Origin of the sequence: Aeromicrobium sp. CTD01-1L150 (assembly GCF_041951745.1) — a bacterium.
Taxonomy (GTDB): Bacteria; Actinomycetota; Actinomycetes; order Propionibacteriales; family Nocardioidaceae; genus Aeromicrobium.
The window spans coordinates 3,965,546-3,981,463 of sequence record NZ_CP169555.1; the positions used below are offsets into that span (position 1 = coordinate 3,965,546).

A 15,918-nucleotide genomic window follows, 5' to 3' on the forward strand; every position below is an offset into this window, starting at 1 on the left:
GGAGGACCCATGTCCCTGACAGCTCTCGCCAGCGAGGTCCGCATCACCCGCATCGAGACCATCGGCCTTCGGGTCGAGCTCGAGCGCCCCGCCACGGGTGCGTCGCTCGCCCTGACGCACCGGTGCACCATCCTCACCCGCGTGTACACCGATGCCGACGTCGTGGGCGAGTGCTTCCTGGGCAACGACGATGCCCTCCAGCCGGCGATCATGGCCCTCATCGCCGACGAACTCGAACCCGCCCTCCTCGGGCGTCCCGTGGTGGCCATCGACGACGCATGGGAGCGCACACGAGTTGCCACCGTGCCATTCCTGCGCGACCGGCGCATCGCCCTGCGCGCCCAGGCCTGTGTTGATGCAGCGCTTCACGACGCCGTCGGCAAGCTCACCGGACTGCCGCTCAACTTGTTGTGGGGCGCAGCCAAGCCGTCGGTGCCAGTGTTCGCCCTCGGGGGCTACTACAGCACGGGCGACGACGAGAGGGCCCTGCGCGAAGAGGTCCGATCCCTGCAGGAGATGGGCATCGGTGGCCTCAAGGTCAAGGTCGGAGCACGGTCGCCGGAGGAGGACGCACGCCGCGTTGCGACGGTACGCGACGCCGGAGGACCCGACTTTCTGGTGGCCGCCGACGCCAACCAGGCCTGGGGCCGAAGGGAGGCGGTGGAGTTCGTCGAGCGAACACGCGAGATGGAGCTGGCATGGCTGGAGGAACCCTGCCGCTGGGACGACGATCGGCAGGAGATGGCGACGCTGCGTGCTGCAACAGGCATCCCGATCGCGGCAGGCCAGAGCGAGTTGTCCCGGTTCGGGTGTCGCGACCTGCTGGTAGCGGGAGCGGTCGACCACCTGAACTTCGACGCATACTGGGGCGCCGGACCGTCGGAGTGGCGACGCTCCGCAGCCGTGGCAAGCGCGTTCGGCGCGACCGCCCTACAGCACCTGGAGCCACAGATCGGCACGATGATGGTCGCCGGCACCCACAACGCGCACTGGGCCGAGGTGATGATGCCTTGGCGGGACCCGTTCTTCTATCGGCTGATCGATCGGACTGGACCAACCTTCCAGGACGGCTCGTACCGGCTGCCCACCGCTCCCGGCTGGGGCCTGCGGATCGACACCGACTACCTCGACCACGTCCGGGTCGATCGATGACTGCCCCCGTCCACACCGACGTCGTGTCGGTCCTCGGTACCCGTCTTCGCATCCGGATCGATGGCGACCACGGTCCTTGGGTCGTACTCAGCAACTCCCTCGGCTGCACCTTGCACATGTGGGACGACCAGGTGCCACCCCTCGTCGGTCACCGTGTCCTGCGCTACGATGCGCGCGGCCACGGAGGCTCCGACGCACCTCCCGGGCCATACCGCCTCGAGGACCTGGCCGCCGACCTGATCGCGCTGCTAGACGTCGTCGACGTGGAGCGCGCAACGTTCGTGGGCCTGTCGATGGGAGGCATGCTCGGACAAGTGGCGGTACTGGACCACCCAGCTCGGTTCGAGGGGCTCGTGCTGGCAGACACCACGAGCCGTTACGGCCCGAAATCCTTCGACTTCTGGGAGCAGCGCGCCCGGACGGCTGAGACGCAAGGACTGGCGCCGATCGCCGCGACGACGCCGTCGCGTTGGTTCACTTCCGGCTTCACCGAGCGACGCCCCGCTGTGGTCACCTCGTACCAGCAAATGCTGCTCGCGAGCGACCCCCAGGGCTACGCTGCCTGCTGCCGGGCAATCCCCCAGATCGACGTGACCGACCGGCTGCACGAGATCACCGTGCCGACTGCAGTTGTCGTCGGCGAGCACGACCCCTCGACCACGGTCGCGCACGCCCGTCGGATCCACGAGGGAGTGAACCACTCCTCCATGCACATCCTGCCCTCAGCCGCTCACCTGTCCAACGTCGAACAGCCCGCTGCCTTCACCGCAGTCCTCCTCGACCTACTGTCCCGGGTGCATCCTCTGACGCGGTAGACGTCCGCCGCCGTGTCGCCTCTGCCGCAGCGCCGATCCATATGACATGTTATATATAACGTATGGTTCCTCCTCTTCACGACATCCGGGTGATTGACTGCGCCACGCTGTTCGCTGGCCCTCTCGCGGCCACCATGCTGGGTGATTTCGGCGCCGACGTGATCAAGGTGGAGCATCCCGAACGCCCCGATCCAAGCCGCGGTCACGGGGCCATGAAGAACGGACACGGCCTGTGGTGGAAGAACCTCGGCCGCAACAAGCGGACCGTGGCGGCCGACCTCAAGCACGAGGACGGCCGAGCTTTGCTGCTGCGCCTGGTAGAGACCTCAGACGTGCTGATCGAAAACTTTCGTCCCGGAACGCTCGAGCAATGGGGACTCGGCTGGCCGGAACTCGAGGAAGCGAACCCTCGGCTGGTGCTGCTGCGCGTCAGCGGATTCGGCCAGAAGGGTCCTCGCCGGCGAGAGGCTGGGTTCGGCACACTTGCCGAGGCGATGAGCGGCTTCGCTTCGATGACAGGCCAGCCCGATGGACCCCCGACGCTGCCGCCGCTCGCTCTCGCGGACGGCGTCGCAGGACTCACCGCCGCCTACGCGGCGATGGTCGCGCTGCACTCTAGGGAGCAGAGCGGCCGCGGTCAGGTCATAGACCTCGCACTCATCGAGCCGTTGCTCGGGATCCTCGGACCTCAGGTAAGCATCTTCGACCAGCTCGGGGCGGTCGCACCCCGCACCGGAAACCGCACCCTGAACAACGCTCCTCGCAACACCTACCTGACCCAGGACGGCAAGTGGGTGGCCGTCTCCACCTCTTCGCAGTCGATCGCCGAGCGGGTGATGCGACTCGTCGGCCGGCCCGACGTCATCGATGAACCGTGGTTTGCCACCGGCAGGCAACGCGCCGCCCACGCCGACGAGCTCGACGCCGCCGTCGCCGAGTGGATGCTCCAGCGAACAGCCGCGGAGGCACTCGCGGCATTCGCCGCCGCCGACGCCGCGGCCACAGTCATCTACGATGCGAGCGACATCGTCACCGACGAACAGTACGCCGCGCTCGGCACCATCGCCACTGTCGACGACCCCGACCTCGGACCACTGCGCATGACCAACGTCCTGTTCCGGATGTCGCGCACACCCGGCAGCATCCGGTTCAGCGGACGCGGCCCGGCGAGCGATACCGACGAGATTCTCGCCGAACTCGGCTACTCCAGCGGAGACATCGCGTCTGCGCGCCGCGGCGGCGGTATCGCATGAGCGCACCCCGACTCACCTGGCTCTACGTCCCGGCGACCCGACCCGACCGCGTCCGCAAGGCCCTCGAGCTTGACACCGACGCCGTCATCGTCGACCTCGAGGACGCCGTGGCGCCAGCGGACAAGGACGCAGCGCGCACGGCTCTCGCCCGGACCCTCACGCACACCAGCCCGACCCCGCACCTGCAGGTCCGGATCAACGGCCCGTCGTCGCCGTGGCACCACGCGGACGCAGAGGCAGTTGCGGTGCTCACCGCCGTCGAATCCGTCCGCCTGCCCAAGGTCGAGTCAGCCGACGACGTGGCGAGAGTGCGGGACCGGCTCCGAAAGGACCAAGTCGTCCATCCCCTCGTTGAGACCCCCCGGGCAGTGGCTGCGCTCGAGGACCTCTGCAACGCTCCCGGTGTCGGCGGCGTCAGCCTCGGCGAGGCCGACCTCCGGACAGCGTTCCGCAGTAGCGACCCCTCGGTCATGCAGCAGGTGCGGATCAACCTGGTGCTCGCATCGGCGGCTGCTGGACTCCCCGCCCCAATGGGTGCCGCCTACGTGAACGTCACCGATGTCGTCGGCCTGAGTGCCGACACCCGCTCCCTCGCACGCCAGGGGTTCCTCGGACGCACAGCACTGCACCCGCGTCAACTCGCACCCATTCGAGGCGCGTTCGCGCCGAGCGATGCCGAGTACGCCGCCGCCAGGCAAGTCCTGGCCTCGGTCCGTGACCCGGAGACGGACTCCGGGGCGGCGGCGCTCCAGGACGGCACGTTCGTCGACCGAGCCGTGCTTCAGCGCGCCCAACAGACCGTTGACCTCTGGAACCACTGCCATCCGGACGCGTCATCACCGAAAGGACTTCCATGAACGATCCCCAGGACTCGGGAATGCTCTCCCCGGCATGGGCCGGAATCCGTGTCGCGTCGCTCGACGATGCATCGTGGATCCGAGCGATGCTCCGCACTGAGGTGGCGCTCGCGAACGCCCAGGCTCGGCTCGGTCTGCTCCCGCTCGACTCCGCCCGGACCATCGAGTCGACGGCACGCGACCTCAGCGTGGACCCGCGGGTCGTTGCCTCCGGGGTGCACGACAACTCCAACCCGGCCATCCCACTCGTGCAAGAGCTGCAGCGTGCGGTGGAAATCGCCGCGCCTGGTGTCGGTGACCACGTGCACCTCGGCGCCACCAGCCAGGACGTGCTCGACACGGCCGCCATGCTCGTCTCGATGAATGCGTTGTACGAGCTGGAGCACCTGCTGGGCACCATCCGTGCCGGCGTCGTCCGGCTGATCGACGAGCACGGTGACCTTCCCATGGCAGGCCGGACCATCGGACAACACGCGGTGCCGGTGACGTTCGGCGTCAAGGCCTCGGCCTGGTTGAACGGTTTGGTCGACGCCGAGCGGCGGGTCAGCGACCTCATCGAGCGCGGACTCCCTGTGTCACTCGCCGGAGCCGCGGGCACACTGGCGGCCTACGGCGGCTATGGGGACCAGACACTCGGTGACCCACTGGACCCCTTCGACCTGGTCGATGCGGTGGCCGACGAGCTCGGGTTAGACCCGCACTACCAGCCCTGGCACACGGTGCGGACGCCACTCGCCGATCTCGCCTCGTGCCTGTCCCTGGTGAACGGTGTGCTGGGCAAGATCGCCGCTGACGTCCAGGTCATGTCCCGGACCGAGGTCGGTGAGGTGAGCGAGGGTGCGGACGGAATCTCCACGGCCATGCCCCAGAAGCAGAACCCGGTCAAGACCACGCTCGTCCTCGCCGCCAGCCGCCAGGTTCCGGCTCTCTGCTTGGTCGTCCTGCAAGCCATGATGGCCGAGGACGAGCGTCCGGTTGGGGCTTGGCAGTCGGAGTGGCAGCCGTTGCGCGAGGCGTGGCGCTGCATTCTCGGCAGCGCATCGCACACGCGCGAACTGGTGGACGGTCTGCAGATCCATGAGGCCGCCATCGACCGCAACCTCAGATCATCAGGTGCCGGCATTGTGGCGGAGCGGATCAACATCGCTCTTGCACCACTGATTGGCAAGCTTGAGGCCAAGAGTGTCGTGCGGCAGGTCGTGCTGCAGCACAGAGGAGCCGGAGGCGCACTGCGCGACGCGCTGCACGAGGCGATCGCCACGCGCGGCGGTGATCCAAGCAGAATCGATCTCGCGGAGCTACTCGATCCCCGCTCCTATGTAGGAAGCGCCCGCGGCATCACCAACCGGGCGCTCGCGCGCAGTGGCGCCCTCGACTGACACCCAGCTCCTTCGTGTCAACAGGCAGGGCGAAAGCGCCGCCACGGCTCGTCATCGCCGGTCAGCTCCGCACAATGCTGTCTGATGCGGAGGTCTCGCCGGGACCCCGGGGCGATTGATCAGGCCAGCTGGTCAGCGACCAACTGGCGAGTCCAGCATGGGCTTCCTTCTTCAGGCTGTGCGTAGGTCGCCCGCAGCGTCGGAGTCGCTGGGCGCCCCGTAGGCCGGAACCTGTGCCCCTCCACAGACGGGCGAGTCTCAGTCGGCGACCAGGCGGTACCGGACGCTCTCCACGATGTGCTCCTCCATGAGCGTGCCGGCACTCGCGGCCTCACCCGAACGCAATGCCTCGATGATGCGACCGTGGGCGTCGAGACTGCGGCGGGCCTCGGCGGGATCGGCCCATAGCGACTGCGACCTCGGAACGGGGTAGTGGTTCCAGATCTCGTGCAGCTTGGGAAGCACGACCTTGGGCCCTCCTTGCTCCACGACGAGCGTGTGGAAACGTCGACTGAGGTCCGCGAGCGTCGACGAGTCTCCGCCCTTGTCGAGCTCGTCCTGCGCCCGGGCATGCACCGCCTCGATCTCCTCGAGGGCCTCAGGAGTCATCGTGACGGCCGCAAGGCGGGCTGCGAGACCCTCGACCGCACCCCGGAGTTGGTAGAGCTCGAGCAGTGCGTCGTCGTCAAGACTGGTGACGGCGTTGCCGCGGTGGGGTTCGTAGGTAACCAGGCCGTTGGCCTGTAGCTGCCGGATCGCCTCACGGACCGGTGTGTAGGACACGCCCAGCTCCCGTGCTACCTCCTGCTGACGAATGTGTGAGCCCGGTCCGAGCGACCCGGAGAGTATCTCCTCCCGCAGCCACTCGTAGACGAACTGCGTCTTCGAGGGGGGCACGGTCCGCTCAGCCATCGGGGACCACCGCCAGAGGTCGCACCGGAGAGCCGGTGGCTCCGACCATGGGCAGCGGCGCGAGGACGAAGTCAAACGTGGCGTGGCCGGAGTCGGCCAACTCGTTGAGAAGCATGTTCTCGATGATGTGGACTCCTTCCTGCACCAAGAGATGGCTGTGCACTGGAAGGTTACGGTGTCCCGCACCCGGAGGGATGCACTCGAAGGCCATCGTGTCACTACCGACGGCAATGGGATGGTGCTCAGCGAGCCACAGCGCCGCGTCGACACCGACACCCGGTGCTCCGTGCTCGTGCCCAACGTAAGTAGGTGCATCTCCCCAGTGGGCCGCCCACCCCGTCCGTACCAGGATCACATCAACCTCTGAGGGATCGATGCCCTCGGCCGCTCGCTCGAGGTCGTGCACCGTGACTTCCTGACCCGCAGCGCAGACCCGTCCAGGTCCCGCCACGTCAAGCAGCGCCGCCCTTCCGACAATGGGCGGGATCGTCTCAGCGCCGAGCACGGAGAATCCCTCGCCGCGCTGAGCGGTGCCGGCGTCGATCCCGCCATGCATGCGACCTTCGTGCGAAGCGTGGCACAGGGCGTCGACGTGCGTGCCGATGTGAGGGCTCATGACAATCATCTCGGACGCCCCGGAACCCCCGTCCTCCCGGACCACGTCGCCGTGTCGCCTCTTGAGCGCCAGAGTGAAGCCCACATGGCTGCCTGAGACCGGTGCACTGCTCGAGAGCGGGTGCGCAAGGTCAAGGATGCGGCGAGACGTGCGGGTCGTGGCGTCGGACATCGAGACTCCCGTCATCGTGACGATTGCGGACGGCGAGGCGCCACAATCGTCGTCAATTGTCTACACTATTGTGCACGAAACAGGAGCACGCGGGTGTGCCCGCGAATCACCGGAGGTGTCGTGTGACGACGAGGATCGCCCTGCTGGGCTGTGGTGAGGCCGGATCCGCGATCGGTGCCGACCTGGTGGCCGCCGGGGCCGAGATCGTGATGTACGACCCGGCCGTGCCGGCACTTACCGGAGCGACGTCCGCCGCGGACGAGCGCGAGGCTGTCAGGGGCGCCGACATCGTGCTCAGCGTCAACAGCGCCTCCGTCGCGAGGGATGTGCTTGAGACCGCCGGCGGATGCGCCGGCAGTGCCATATGGGCCGACCTCAACACCGGTTCCCCTGGGCTCAAGGCAGACCTCGCGCGACGATCGGTAGAACTGGACGTTGCGTTCGTCGACGTCGCGATCATGTCGCCCGTGCCCGGCAAGGGACTGACCGTGCCGATGCTGGTGTCTGGACCCGACGCGGAACGATTCGCTGCCAAGCTCAACCTCTTCGGTGCCAACGTTTCGGAGCAGGAGGGCGAGGCCGGAGCCGCTGCCGAGCGCAAGCTGCTGCGCAGCGTGTTCTTCAAGGGGCTGGCGACCTCAGTGGTGGAGGCACTCGAAGCAGCCGAGACGGCGAACTGCCGAGACTGGCTCCGCGCCAACATCGCCGGCGAACTGGCCGCCTTCGACGAGCAGATCGTCGACCGTCTCGTCGAAGGGACACAACTGCACGCCAAGCGCCGCGCCGATGAGATGGACGCCGCGACGCAGATGCTGACCGAGCTCGACGTGGAGCCGCTGATGGCCCGTGCCTCGCGCGACGTGATGCGCCGCATCCTCACCAGATAGGCCCTCGGGGACAGGACTGAATCAGCCGGTGTTGCGCAGCCCGGCGGCGATGCCGTTGATGGTGAGCAGCAGGGCGCGCTCCAGCGCCGGGTCAGCCGGAGTGCCGGTTTCGTCGGCCGCCCCGGTGGCACGGGTGCGCTGCAACAGCGAGACCTGCAGGGCATGTAGTGGGGCCAGGTACGTGTCGCGCAGGGCTAAGGTCTGACGCAGCACGGGGGCGGACTCAAGCAAGGACACCTGTCCCGTCACGCGCAGCACCTGCTCGACAGTGCGTGCGTGTTCATCGCGGATCTGCTCGAACAGGTGCTGCGCGTGCTGGGGCACGAGCGCCCCGACGTACTCGGCCGCGATGTCCAGGTCGGTCTTGGCGAGCGTCATCTCGACGTTGGACACGAAGGTGCGGAAGAACGGCCACGATCCGTACATCTCGCGCAGCACGTCCTCGCGACCCTCATCGAGCGCGACCTCCAGGCCCGACCCGACACCGAACCAGCCCGGCAGGATGATGCGCGACTGAGTCCACCCGAACACCCACGGGATGGCCCGCAGGTCCTCCAGGCCTCCGGCGCCGCCGGGCCGCTTGGCCGGACGCGAGCCGATGTTCATCTTGCCCAGCTCGTCGACCGGTGTGGCCGCGACGAAGAACGGCACCAGCGCGTCGTCACGCACCAACGAGCGGTAGGCCGTCTGACCGTGTGAGGCGACGACGTCCATCGTGCTGTTCCAGGTGTCGAGCATGTCCTGAGGCAACAAGGACGTCCGATGCAGGGCCGAGGCCTCGAGCACGGCGGCCAGCGCACCCTCCAGGTTGTGTCGGCCGAGCCCGGGCAGCGCGTACTTGTCGGAGATGACCTCGCCCTGCTCGGTGATCTTGATCGGACCGGTGAGGCTGCCGTTGGGCTGCGACATGATCGCCTCGGCCGTCGGGCCGCCGCCGCGCCCGACCGAGCCACCGCGGCCGTGGAAGAGCCGCAACGTCACACCGTGCTCGGCAGCGATGTCACGCAGGTCCCGCTGGGCGCGGTGGATCTGCCACTGCGAGGCGGCGATGCCGGCGTCCTTGGAGGAGTCGGAGTAGCCGAGCATGATCTCCTGCACGTCGCCCCGTGCCGCCACGACGCGACGGTAGGACGGATCGCGCAACAAGGCCTCCAGCAGTGGGCCCGCGGCCTCCAGCTCCGCGACCGTCTCGAACAACGGCGCGAACCCGATGCGGGCCGTCGCGCCACCCTCGTGCGTACCGGAGGGGTCACCGAGGTCGACCAGACCCACCTCGCGGGCCAGCACCACCACGGCGAACAGGTCGTCGACGTCGTGCGTCATGGAGACGATGTAGGTCTCGATGACGTCAGGGCCGTAGGCATCGAGCGCGTCGCGGATGGTGCGCAGCAGTCCGAGCGACGCCTCGGCCGCCTCACCCAGACCGGTGGCCCCGGAGCCGGTGAGCGGGCGGCGGGCGGACATCTCCCGCGACAACAAGGCGATGCGGTCCGCGCGCTCCAGCTCCGCGTAGGGCCGGTCGAGCTCGCCGGTGCGGGCGTACAGCTCGGCGAGGGCGGCGTGGTGCTTGTCGCTGTGCTCGCGGACGTCCATGGTGGCCAGCCCCGCACCGAAGGCCACGGCCGTGCGGATGAGGCGCAGCACGGCGCCGTTGCCGGTGAGCTCACCGGCTGAGGGTCGATCGCGACCCGTCCCATCGGGACCTACACCGTCCCGACCAGCCCCATCCCGGCCCGTCCCATCGTCGGCGAGCATCGAGTCGCGCACGAGAGTGAGGTCGCGCAGGAGCTCGTCGAACGATGCGTAGTCACGGCCGGGCTCGTGCGCGGTGTCGTGGAGCAGCCGGTCACGGGTGCGCTGCAGCCGCACCCGTACGAAGCTCATCTTCAGTCGATAGGGCTCCTCCGCGTTGAGTCGTCGGATGGTCTCCCACGTGACGGGCAGGGCCTCGGCGTCGTCCTGAAGACTGGTCAGGAGCTCGTCGGACGCGGTCACGACGCGCGTGGACGCCGTCATCTCGGTGAGCAGCTCCTCCACCATGTCGATGAGCTCGTCCAGACCGGCGACGTGCTGCAGGAGCTGGATCTCCGACGTGACGGCGGGGGTGACGTTGGGGTTGCCGTCGCGGTCGCCACCGGCCCACGTCCCGAACCTCAGCGGGCGGGCGTCGGCAGGCAGCTCGACCCCGATCGAGCGCAGCTGGCGGTCCAGCTCCTCCAGCAGGTCCGGCACGACCTCCGAGGCGATGGAGCGCAGATAGTAGACCGCGGTGCGGGCCTCGTCCTGGGGCTGCGGCCGGACGACCCGCAGCTCGTCGCTCTGCCACAGCAGGTCCACCAGCTCAGCCAGTCGACGTTCGTTGCTGCGCCGGTCGATGAGCCGCGGGGGCTCGGCGACGACGCTTCCGGTCCCCTGCGTGGCTGCGAGGGTCTCGGCCACCTTGCGCAGCAGACGCATCACGCTGCGTCTGCTCGCCTCGGTGGGGTGGGCGGTGAAGACGGGGCGGTACTCCACCTCCCTCAGCACGGACTCCAACGTCGCGTGGTCGAGGTCGCCGTTCTCCAGTGCGTCGGCGATGCGTCCGACCGTCTTCTCCAGCGGCCCCTGCTCGTCGGTGGTCAGCTCGCGCCAGCGGTGCAGCTGCTCGGCGATGTTGGCCAGCTGGAAGTAGGCGGTGAAGGCGCGCGCCAGCACCACGGCCGTCTCCGGGTCCACCTCGGCCAGCACGGCGTGCAGCTCCCCATCTCGTTCAGCACCGTCGTCGGGCTGGCGGGCCAGGCGCCGGACCCGCTCGACGAGCTCGAGCAGCTCGGGGCCCTCGTGCCGCTGCAGCGCCTGACCGAGCAGGGTGCCGAGCTGGCGCACCGACCGACGCAGCGCGGCATGCTGCTCGTCGGAGGCCACCCCCTGCGCGAAGAGCGCCGCATCGGGCTCACGGTGGTCGGAGGCGAGGATCTGCTCGGGCGTGCGCCGGCGCGTCGACATGCTCCCAGTCTGCCGGGGTCGTCGTGACTGCTGCGACGTGGCGTCCGCGCTCCGTGCAGCGTCTCAGGCTTTCACCGCCGACGGATCACGTTGAAAGCGATCTCGCTGCTGCGGTGATAGTCGACGGCGTGAAGAGCTCTCACTCCAGCTTGGGTCATGCATGTCTCCTCGATGGCGAGCCAAGGATCGTACGACTGCAGGTCGTACATCGACCCAAGGTCCGGCGGCAGGTTCGTGGCACTGATGCGAGCCGCCGAGGAGACGATCGAGTGACCGTGTCCGCTCAGGGCGCTCGTGAGCGATCCGCTCCAGTCCCGGTGGCCGACCGGCCCGGGCAGACAGGCGCGCGGGACGACGTTGACGCTGAGAACCAATGGCTCCTCGTCCTCGGACGCGCGCAGTCGGACCGTCCGGATCACCGGGTCTCCGACCCCAATGCCCAGCGACTCCGCCACGGCCTCATCGGCCGCCCCCTCGGCAACCTGGAGCACCGCCGTGCTGACGGTATAGCCGAGCCGCTCGAGCATCTCAGTGATGCTCTCGTATATGGTGATCGGCCGCTCGACCCTAAGGGTCCCTAATGGAGAGACGAACCGGCCACTTCCCTGGACGGCGTGGACGAACCCGTCCTGCTCGAGCAGCTTGAGAGCCTCACGGATCGTCGCCCGTGAAACGTGAAACCGTTCGGATAGTTCGGGTTCGGTGGGGATGCGGTCACCGGGACGAAGTCCCTCGGAGCGAATCAGGTCGAGGATCAGCTCCTTCACCAACGGCGCCTTGGTCCCGCGACGTGCCGAGACCGCTGCCGTATTCTGTCGCCCTTCCACCGCGCCTCACTTCTCCTGATGGTCTCTCAAAGGGACCAAATTGCCGTGGCTACTCCCCAGAGGGCGAGCTCATCGGGTTATCGCTTCCGCACCAGTGCATGGCCGCGCGGACGTAAAGTCGGGCCGCGACGGCGATGTTCTCAAGTTTGACACGCTCGTTGGCGGCGTGGGCGCAGGCCAGGTCGCCGGGGCCGACCACGAGTGCCGGGATGCCGCGAGCCTCATAGAAGTTCGCGTCCGACTGGGCGGCGGCGGTCATGGGTGCCGACAGGTCGCCTACCCGAGGATCCACCGCACCCAGAGACCTTCTGGCTGAGAGGACGCTCGCCACAAACGGGTCAGCCGGATCGGTGTAGGCAGGAGGCCAGGTGTCCTTCCACTCGAACTCCACCGGTTGGTCCCGCAGCCACGGGTCAAGCTCGCTCGCCCGGCGAATGTGCTGCTCCACCTCTTCACGGACGTCCTCGGAAGATTCGCCCGGGGGGAAGGAGAGCAGGTAGTCGAAGCGAGCGCGGTCCGGGAAGTACGGTGCCGCCTCGATACCGACGTCAGCGCGGAGCACTCCCGGATGGATGATGAAGGCACCGGGCGGGAAACCCTCGTGACTCTTGCTGAACGCCCACTGCTCCTCAAGCTGGCGCATGGCGGTGTAGACATAGAAGGCCTTGTCAATGGCGTTCACACCGACACTGTCCCCATCACCGCCAGCCCGGATGGCGTGATGGCGCGAAGCCCAGTGGGTCGATCGACCCCGGACAGTCAGGGAGAACAGGTAGTTTCCGGCCGCGGCGTTGGAGACGTCCAGCACTGTGGGCTCCGGGGACGTCGGCTCAGCAACGAGCACACCGTCGACCATGTATCCGGCATCGAGCACGGCGCTCGTACCGATCTCATGACTCATGGTCTCCTCGCCCACCACCGAGTGGATCTGCAGATCGCCATCCAACTCAACACCGGCGGCGCGCAGTGCGCGGCAGGCCAGCCACATCGCGGCGTGGCCGGCTTTCATGTCCGTGCTACCCAGTCCGTACAGATAGCCATCCTCGATGACGGGCGTCCACGGGTCGTCAAGATCCCCAGCCTGGGGAGCGACTGTGTCGATGTGTCCGTTGAGAGCGAGTGAGCGGCCGCTGCCCGAGCCGGACCGGGCAGCGACGAGGTTGGCGCGGCCGGGTTCTGCCTCCACCCAGTCGACGTCGTACCCCAAGGGGGAGAATGCGTCCGCGAGGATCTCGTTGGCGCGCTGTTCGCCGCCGCGGTACTCGGCGGCATCAACGCCTGGCTGTCGCGGGTTGACACTTCGCTCGCCCACGAGCTCGGCAAGTAGTTCGTGGGACTGCGCGGCATAGGACTCGATGGCCGCATCCACGGCGGTCAGGCTGAGGTGGTGATCTGACGTGGTCACAAGCGCTCCTTCGGGGTGTCGTGGAGGTCGAGCGGGCACTGCGGCCACCCACCAAGGTGCCCGCACGTGGCGCTGGCATACTCGGCACCGGCCCGCAACGCCTCGGGAATCCTCGACCCTTCCAGTCGAGCGGCGATGAACCCGGCGATGAAGCTGTCCCCGGCGCCGGTGGTGTCGACCAGCTTCGTCGGCAGCGCCGGCTGGTTCCAGGTCGTGCCGGCGGACTCAGCCATGGAACCGTCGGCACCCATCGTCACCACCACGAGGGGGACGTGACCCGCGGCGACCCGAGCGAGTTCTTCATGGGCCTCTGAGCCTTCGCCGACGGACAGGAAAGCGACGTCGAGGTCGTCCAGTCCAGCAGCCACGGCACAGTCCTGGCTCACGACGACTCGCGTCGGCGCGAGAACTCTCCGGAGCTCCGTGGCTCCGGGCAGCATCCCGAGGTGCGCCCAGTCGGCCGCGGCGATCTCGGCAACATCCTTCGTGGATGGGTGGTAGTCGGCGGTCACGCCGAAGTCCTCGTGCTCGAAGATGCGCTCGCCGCCAGCGACCCGGATCTGAGTGACGGCAGTGGGACCGCGGCTGACCCGTAGGCCACGCACATCCACGCCGTTGTGCACCAGCGCAGAGCGCACAGCTGCCCCCTCGACGTCGTCCCCGACTGCTCCGAAATAGCGCGCCTGCACGCCGCGGCGGCTCAGCTGCACGGCCACGTTGACCGCATTCCCCCCGATGTAGTCGCCCATGAGTGATCCTCGGTAGCGATCGATGCAGTTGTCACCGACGACCGCGACCCACCGACCGCGGCTCATGCGGCTGCCGCACCGGTCATGATTGCGACCGCGTCGGTCATGCTGTGGGTCTGCGGCGAGATCGTCGCAGCTCTCTTGCCGAGACGCTGGACATGGATCCGGTCTGCGACCTCGAAGACCTGCGGCATGTTGTGGCTGATGATGATCACCGGGATGCCTCGGTCGCGCAGGTTGCGCACCAGGTCAAGGACCTGGGCCGATTCCCGCACTCCCAGCGCGGCGGTCGGCTCATCCAGCACGACGACCTTGGACCCGAAAGCAGCCGCGCGAGCGACGGCGACGGCCTGGCGCTGGCCACCGGAAAGGTTCTCCACCGGCACGGTGACGTCCTGCAAGGTGGAGATGCCGAGCTCCTCGAGCTCGCGGCGCGCGCTGTCACGCATCCCCTTGGTGTCGAGGGCCCGCAGGATCCGGCCCGAGAGTCCGGGGCGACGACGTTCGCGACCGAGAAACAGGTTGGAGGCGATGTCGAGCGCCGGCGAGACTGCGAGGTTCTGGTAGACCGTCTCGATACCCGCCTCCCGCGCGTCCTGCGGCCTTCTGAAGGACGCCACCTGACCGGCGACGAGCAGCTGGCCTCGGTCAGGCACCTCGGCTCCGGTCAGGCACTTGATCAGTGTCGATTTTCCCGCGCCGTTGTCTCCGATGATCGCAAGGACCTCACCTGCATACAGTGCCAGACTCACACCGTCGAGGCCGACGATGCGACCGTAGGTCTTGACGAGATCTCGCGCCTCGAGCACGGGTTCGGTGGTGGTAGTCATCTCTGCGCCTTCCTGATCCACTGGTCGACTGCGACCGCCAGGATCACGAGCAACCCGACGGCCAGCGTCTGGTAGAGCACGTCTACGCCCGCCAGGGCGAGACCGTTGCGGAACACTCCGACGATGAGTGCGCCGAGCAGGCTGCCCCAGACAACCCCGCGCCCTCCGAACAAGCTCGTCCCACCGATCACGACGGCGGTGATCGAGTCGAGATTGAGATCCGTGCCCGTGTTCGGGTTGGCCGCGTTCGTGCGGCCGATGAGGATCCAGGCCGTGACCGCGATGATGAAACCGGCCACGAGGTACACCGACATCCTGACCCGATTCACCCGAATACCGGCGAGACGGGCGGACTCGACGTCGTCGCCGACGGCGTAGACATGACGACCCCACGCCGTCCGGTGCAGAGCGTAGGCGAGCACGAGGTAGACCAGGAGCATCAGCACCACACCAACGCTGATGCGCACGCCGGCAGCATCGAAGGTGGTTCCGGTCCAGGTGAGCAGGTCGGGCAGGTCCGTACCCCGGACCGTCTGACCGCCGGAGTACAACAATGACATCGCCATGAAGATGCTGAGGGTCCCGAGTGTGACGATGAACGGTGGCAACTTGACCCTGGTCACCAAGAACCCGTTGATCCCGCCGGCTGCGACGCCGACGAGAAGCCCTGCGATGATCGCGACTGGCGGCGACCATCCGGATGATGAGGCGGTCTGCGCCATCACCATGGACGCCATCACCATGACCGCGCCGATGGACAGGTCGATACCCGCAGTCAGGATGATGATGGTCTGAGCCGCAGCCAACGTGCCCACGACGGCGACCTGCTGAGAGATGAGGGACAAGTTCTCGGGCCGGAGGAAGCGGTCATTGATGAGGCCGAACACGATCACGGTGAGGATGAGCACCCCAGCCGGGCTTAGCGCCGGGTAGCGGTGCAGCGTTGCGCGTACTCGCGAGAGCGGCGTCGAGCGATCGAGGAACTCCTCGGCAAGGTCCCGGGCACCATTGGCGGTCGAGGGCTGTGTCATCAGTGGACTCCTGGGGTGAGTGGGCAAAGCTGGCCCCTCGGCGGGCCGA

Annotated in this window: 14 protein-coding genes; 6 read left to right on the plus strand and 8 right to left on the minus strand. The window is 67.8% G+C overall.

Features of this window, described 5'->3' with window-relative positions; genetic code table 11:
* Positions 1-9 precede the first annotated feature (9 nt).
* The 5 genes from ACEVFP_RS19640 (at position 10) to ACEVFP_RS19660 (ending at position 5,456) form a co-directional block, all read left to right on the plus strand.
* Positions 10-1,152, plus strand: a complete 1,143-nt coding sequence (locus ACEVFP_RS19640) for a mandelate racemase/muconate lactonizing enzyme family protein (RefSeq protein ID WP_375001212.1) — start codon at positions 10-12, stop codon at positions 1,150-1,152.
* Positions 1,149-1,967, plus strand: a complete 819-nt coding sequence (pcaD, locus tag ACEVFP_RS19645; protein WP_375001213.1) for a 3-oxoadipate enol-lactonase — start codon at positions 1,149-1,151, stop codon at positions 1,965-1,967. Before ACEVFP_RS19640 ends, pcaD begins: the two co-directional genes overlap by 4 nt.
* A 62-nt stretch (positions 1,968-2,029) precedes the next feature.
* Positions 2,030-3,220 carry a CaiB/BaiF CoA transferase family protein gene (locus tag ACEVFP_RS19650; RefSeq protein ID WP_375001214.1) on the plus strand — a complete coding sequence of 397 codons (1,191 nt, stop codon included), beginning with the start codon at positions 2,030-2,032 and terminating at the stop codon, positions 3,218-3,220.
* On the plus strand, positions 3,217-4,077 hold the full coding sequence (locus tag ACEVFP_RS19655) for an HpcH/HpaI aldolase/citrate lyase family protein (RefSeq protein WP_375001215.1): 861 nt from the start codon (positions 3,217-3,219) through the stop codon (positions 4,075-4,077). The genes ACEVFP_RS19650 and ACEVFP_RS19655 overlap by 4 nt, the downstream gene beginning before the upstream one ends.
* Entirely contained in the window at positions 4,074-5,456 is a 1,383-nt protein-coding gene (locus tag ACEVFP_RS19660; protein WP_375001216.1) for a lyase family protein, read from the plus strand. Before ACEVFP_RS19655 ends, ACEVFP_RS19660 begins: the two co-directional genes overlap by 4 nt.
* 258 nt (positions 5,457-5,714) lie before the next feature.
* On the opposite strand, the gene ACEVFP_RS19665 is transcribed toward ACEVFP_RS19660, so the two are convergent.
* Positions 5,715-6,368 carry a GntR family transcriptional regulator gene (locus ACEVFP_RS19665; RefSeq protein WP_375001217.1) on the minus strand — a complete coding sequence of 218 codons (654 nt, stop codon included), beginning with the start codon at positions 6,366-6,368 and terminating at the stop codon, positions 5,715-5,717.
* The gene (locus ACEVFP_RS19670) at positions 6,361-7,170 is read right to left on the minus strand and encodes a cyclase family protein (protein WP_375001218.1); all 810 of its coding nucleotides are present in this window, start codon (positions 7,168-7,170) and stop codon (positions 6,361-6,363) included. Before ACEVFP_RS19670 ends, ACEVFP_RS19665 begins: the two co-directional genes overlap by 8 nt.
* A 107-nt stretch (positions 7,171-7,277) precedes the next feature.
* Between ACEVFP_RS19670 and ACEVFP_RS19675 the strand changes: the two genes are divergently transcribed.
* Complete coding sequence (locus ACEVFP_RS19675; RefSeq protein ID WP_375001219.1) at positions 7,278-8,042, plus strand: DUF1932 domain-containing protein; 765 nt, start codon at positions 7,278-7,280, stop codon at positions 8,040-8,042.
* 21 nt (positions 8,043-8,063) lie between these two features.
* Here ACEVFP_RS19675 and ACEVFP_RS19680 read toward each other — a convergent pair whose 3' ends face one another.
* The 6 genes from ACEVFP_RS19680 to ACEVFP_RS19705 form a co-directional block, all read right to left on the minus strand.
* Positions 8,064-11,027 (minus strand): phosphoenolpyruvate carboxylase, encoded by a 2,964-nt coding sequence (locus tag ACEVFP_RS19680; protein WP_375001220.1) that lies wholly within the window; start codon positions 11,025-11,027, stop codon positions 8,064-8,066.
* Between the two features lie 71 nt (positions 11,028-11,098).
* Positions 11,099-11,854, minus strand: a complete 756-nt coding sequence (locus ACEVFP_RS19685; protein WP_375001221.1) for a GntR family transcriptional regulator — start codon at positions 11,852-11,854, stop codon at positions 11,099-11,101.
* A gap of 49 nt (positions 11,855-11,903) precedes the next feature.
* Complete coding sequence (locus tag ACEVFP_RS19690) at positions 11,904-13,259, minus strand: M20 family metallopeptidase (RefSeq protein ID WP_375001222.1); 1,356 nt, start codon at positions 13,257-13,259, stop codon at positions 11,904-11,906.
* Entirely contained in the window at positions 13,256-14,074 is an 819-nt protein-coding gene (locus ACEVFP_RS19695; protein ID WP_375001223.1) for a PfkB family carbohydrate kinase, read from the minus strand. The genes ACEVFP_RS19690 and ACEVFP_RS19695 overlap by 4 nt, the downstream gene beginning before the upstream one ends.
* Positions 14,071-14,838, minus strand: a complete 768-nt coding sequence (locus ACEVFP_RS19700; protein WP_375001224.1) for an ATP-binding cassette domain-containing protein — start codon at positions 14,836-14,838, stop codon at positions 14,071-14,073. Before ACEVFP_RS19700 ends, ACEVFP_RS19695 begins: the two co-directional genes overlap by 4 nt.
* Positions 14,835-15,869 carry an ABC transporter permease gene (locus ACEVFP_RS19705; protein ID WP_375001225.1) on the minus strand — a complete coding sequence of 345 codons (1,035 nt, stop codon included), beginning with the start codon at positions 15,867-15,869 and terminating at the stop codon, positions 14,835-14,837. The genes ACEVFP_RS19700 and ACEVFP_RS19705 overlap by 4 nt, the downstream gene beginning before the upstream one ends.
* Between the last annotated feature and the right edge of the window lie 49 nt (positions 15,870-15,918).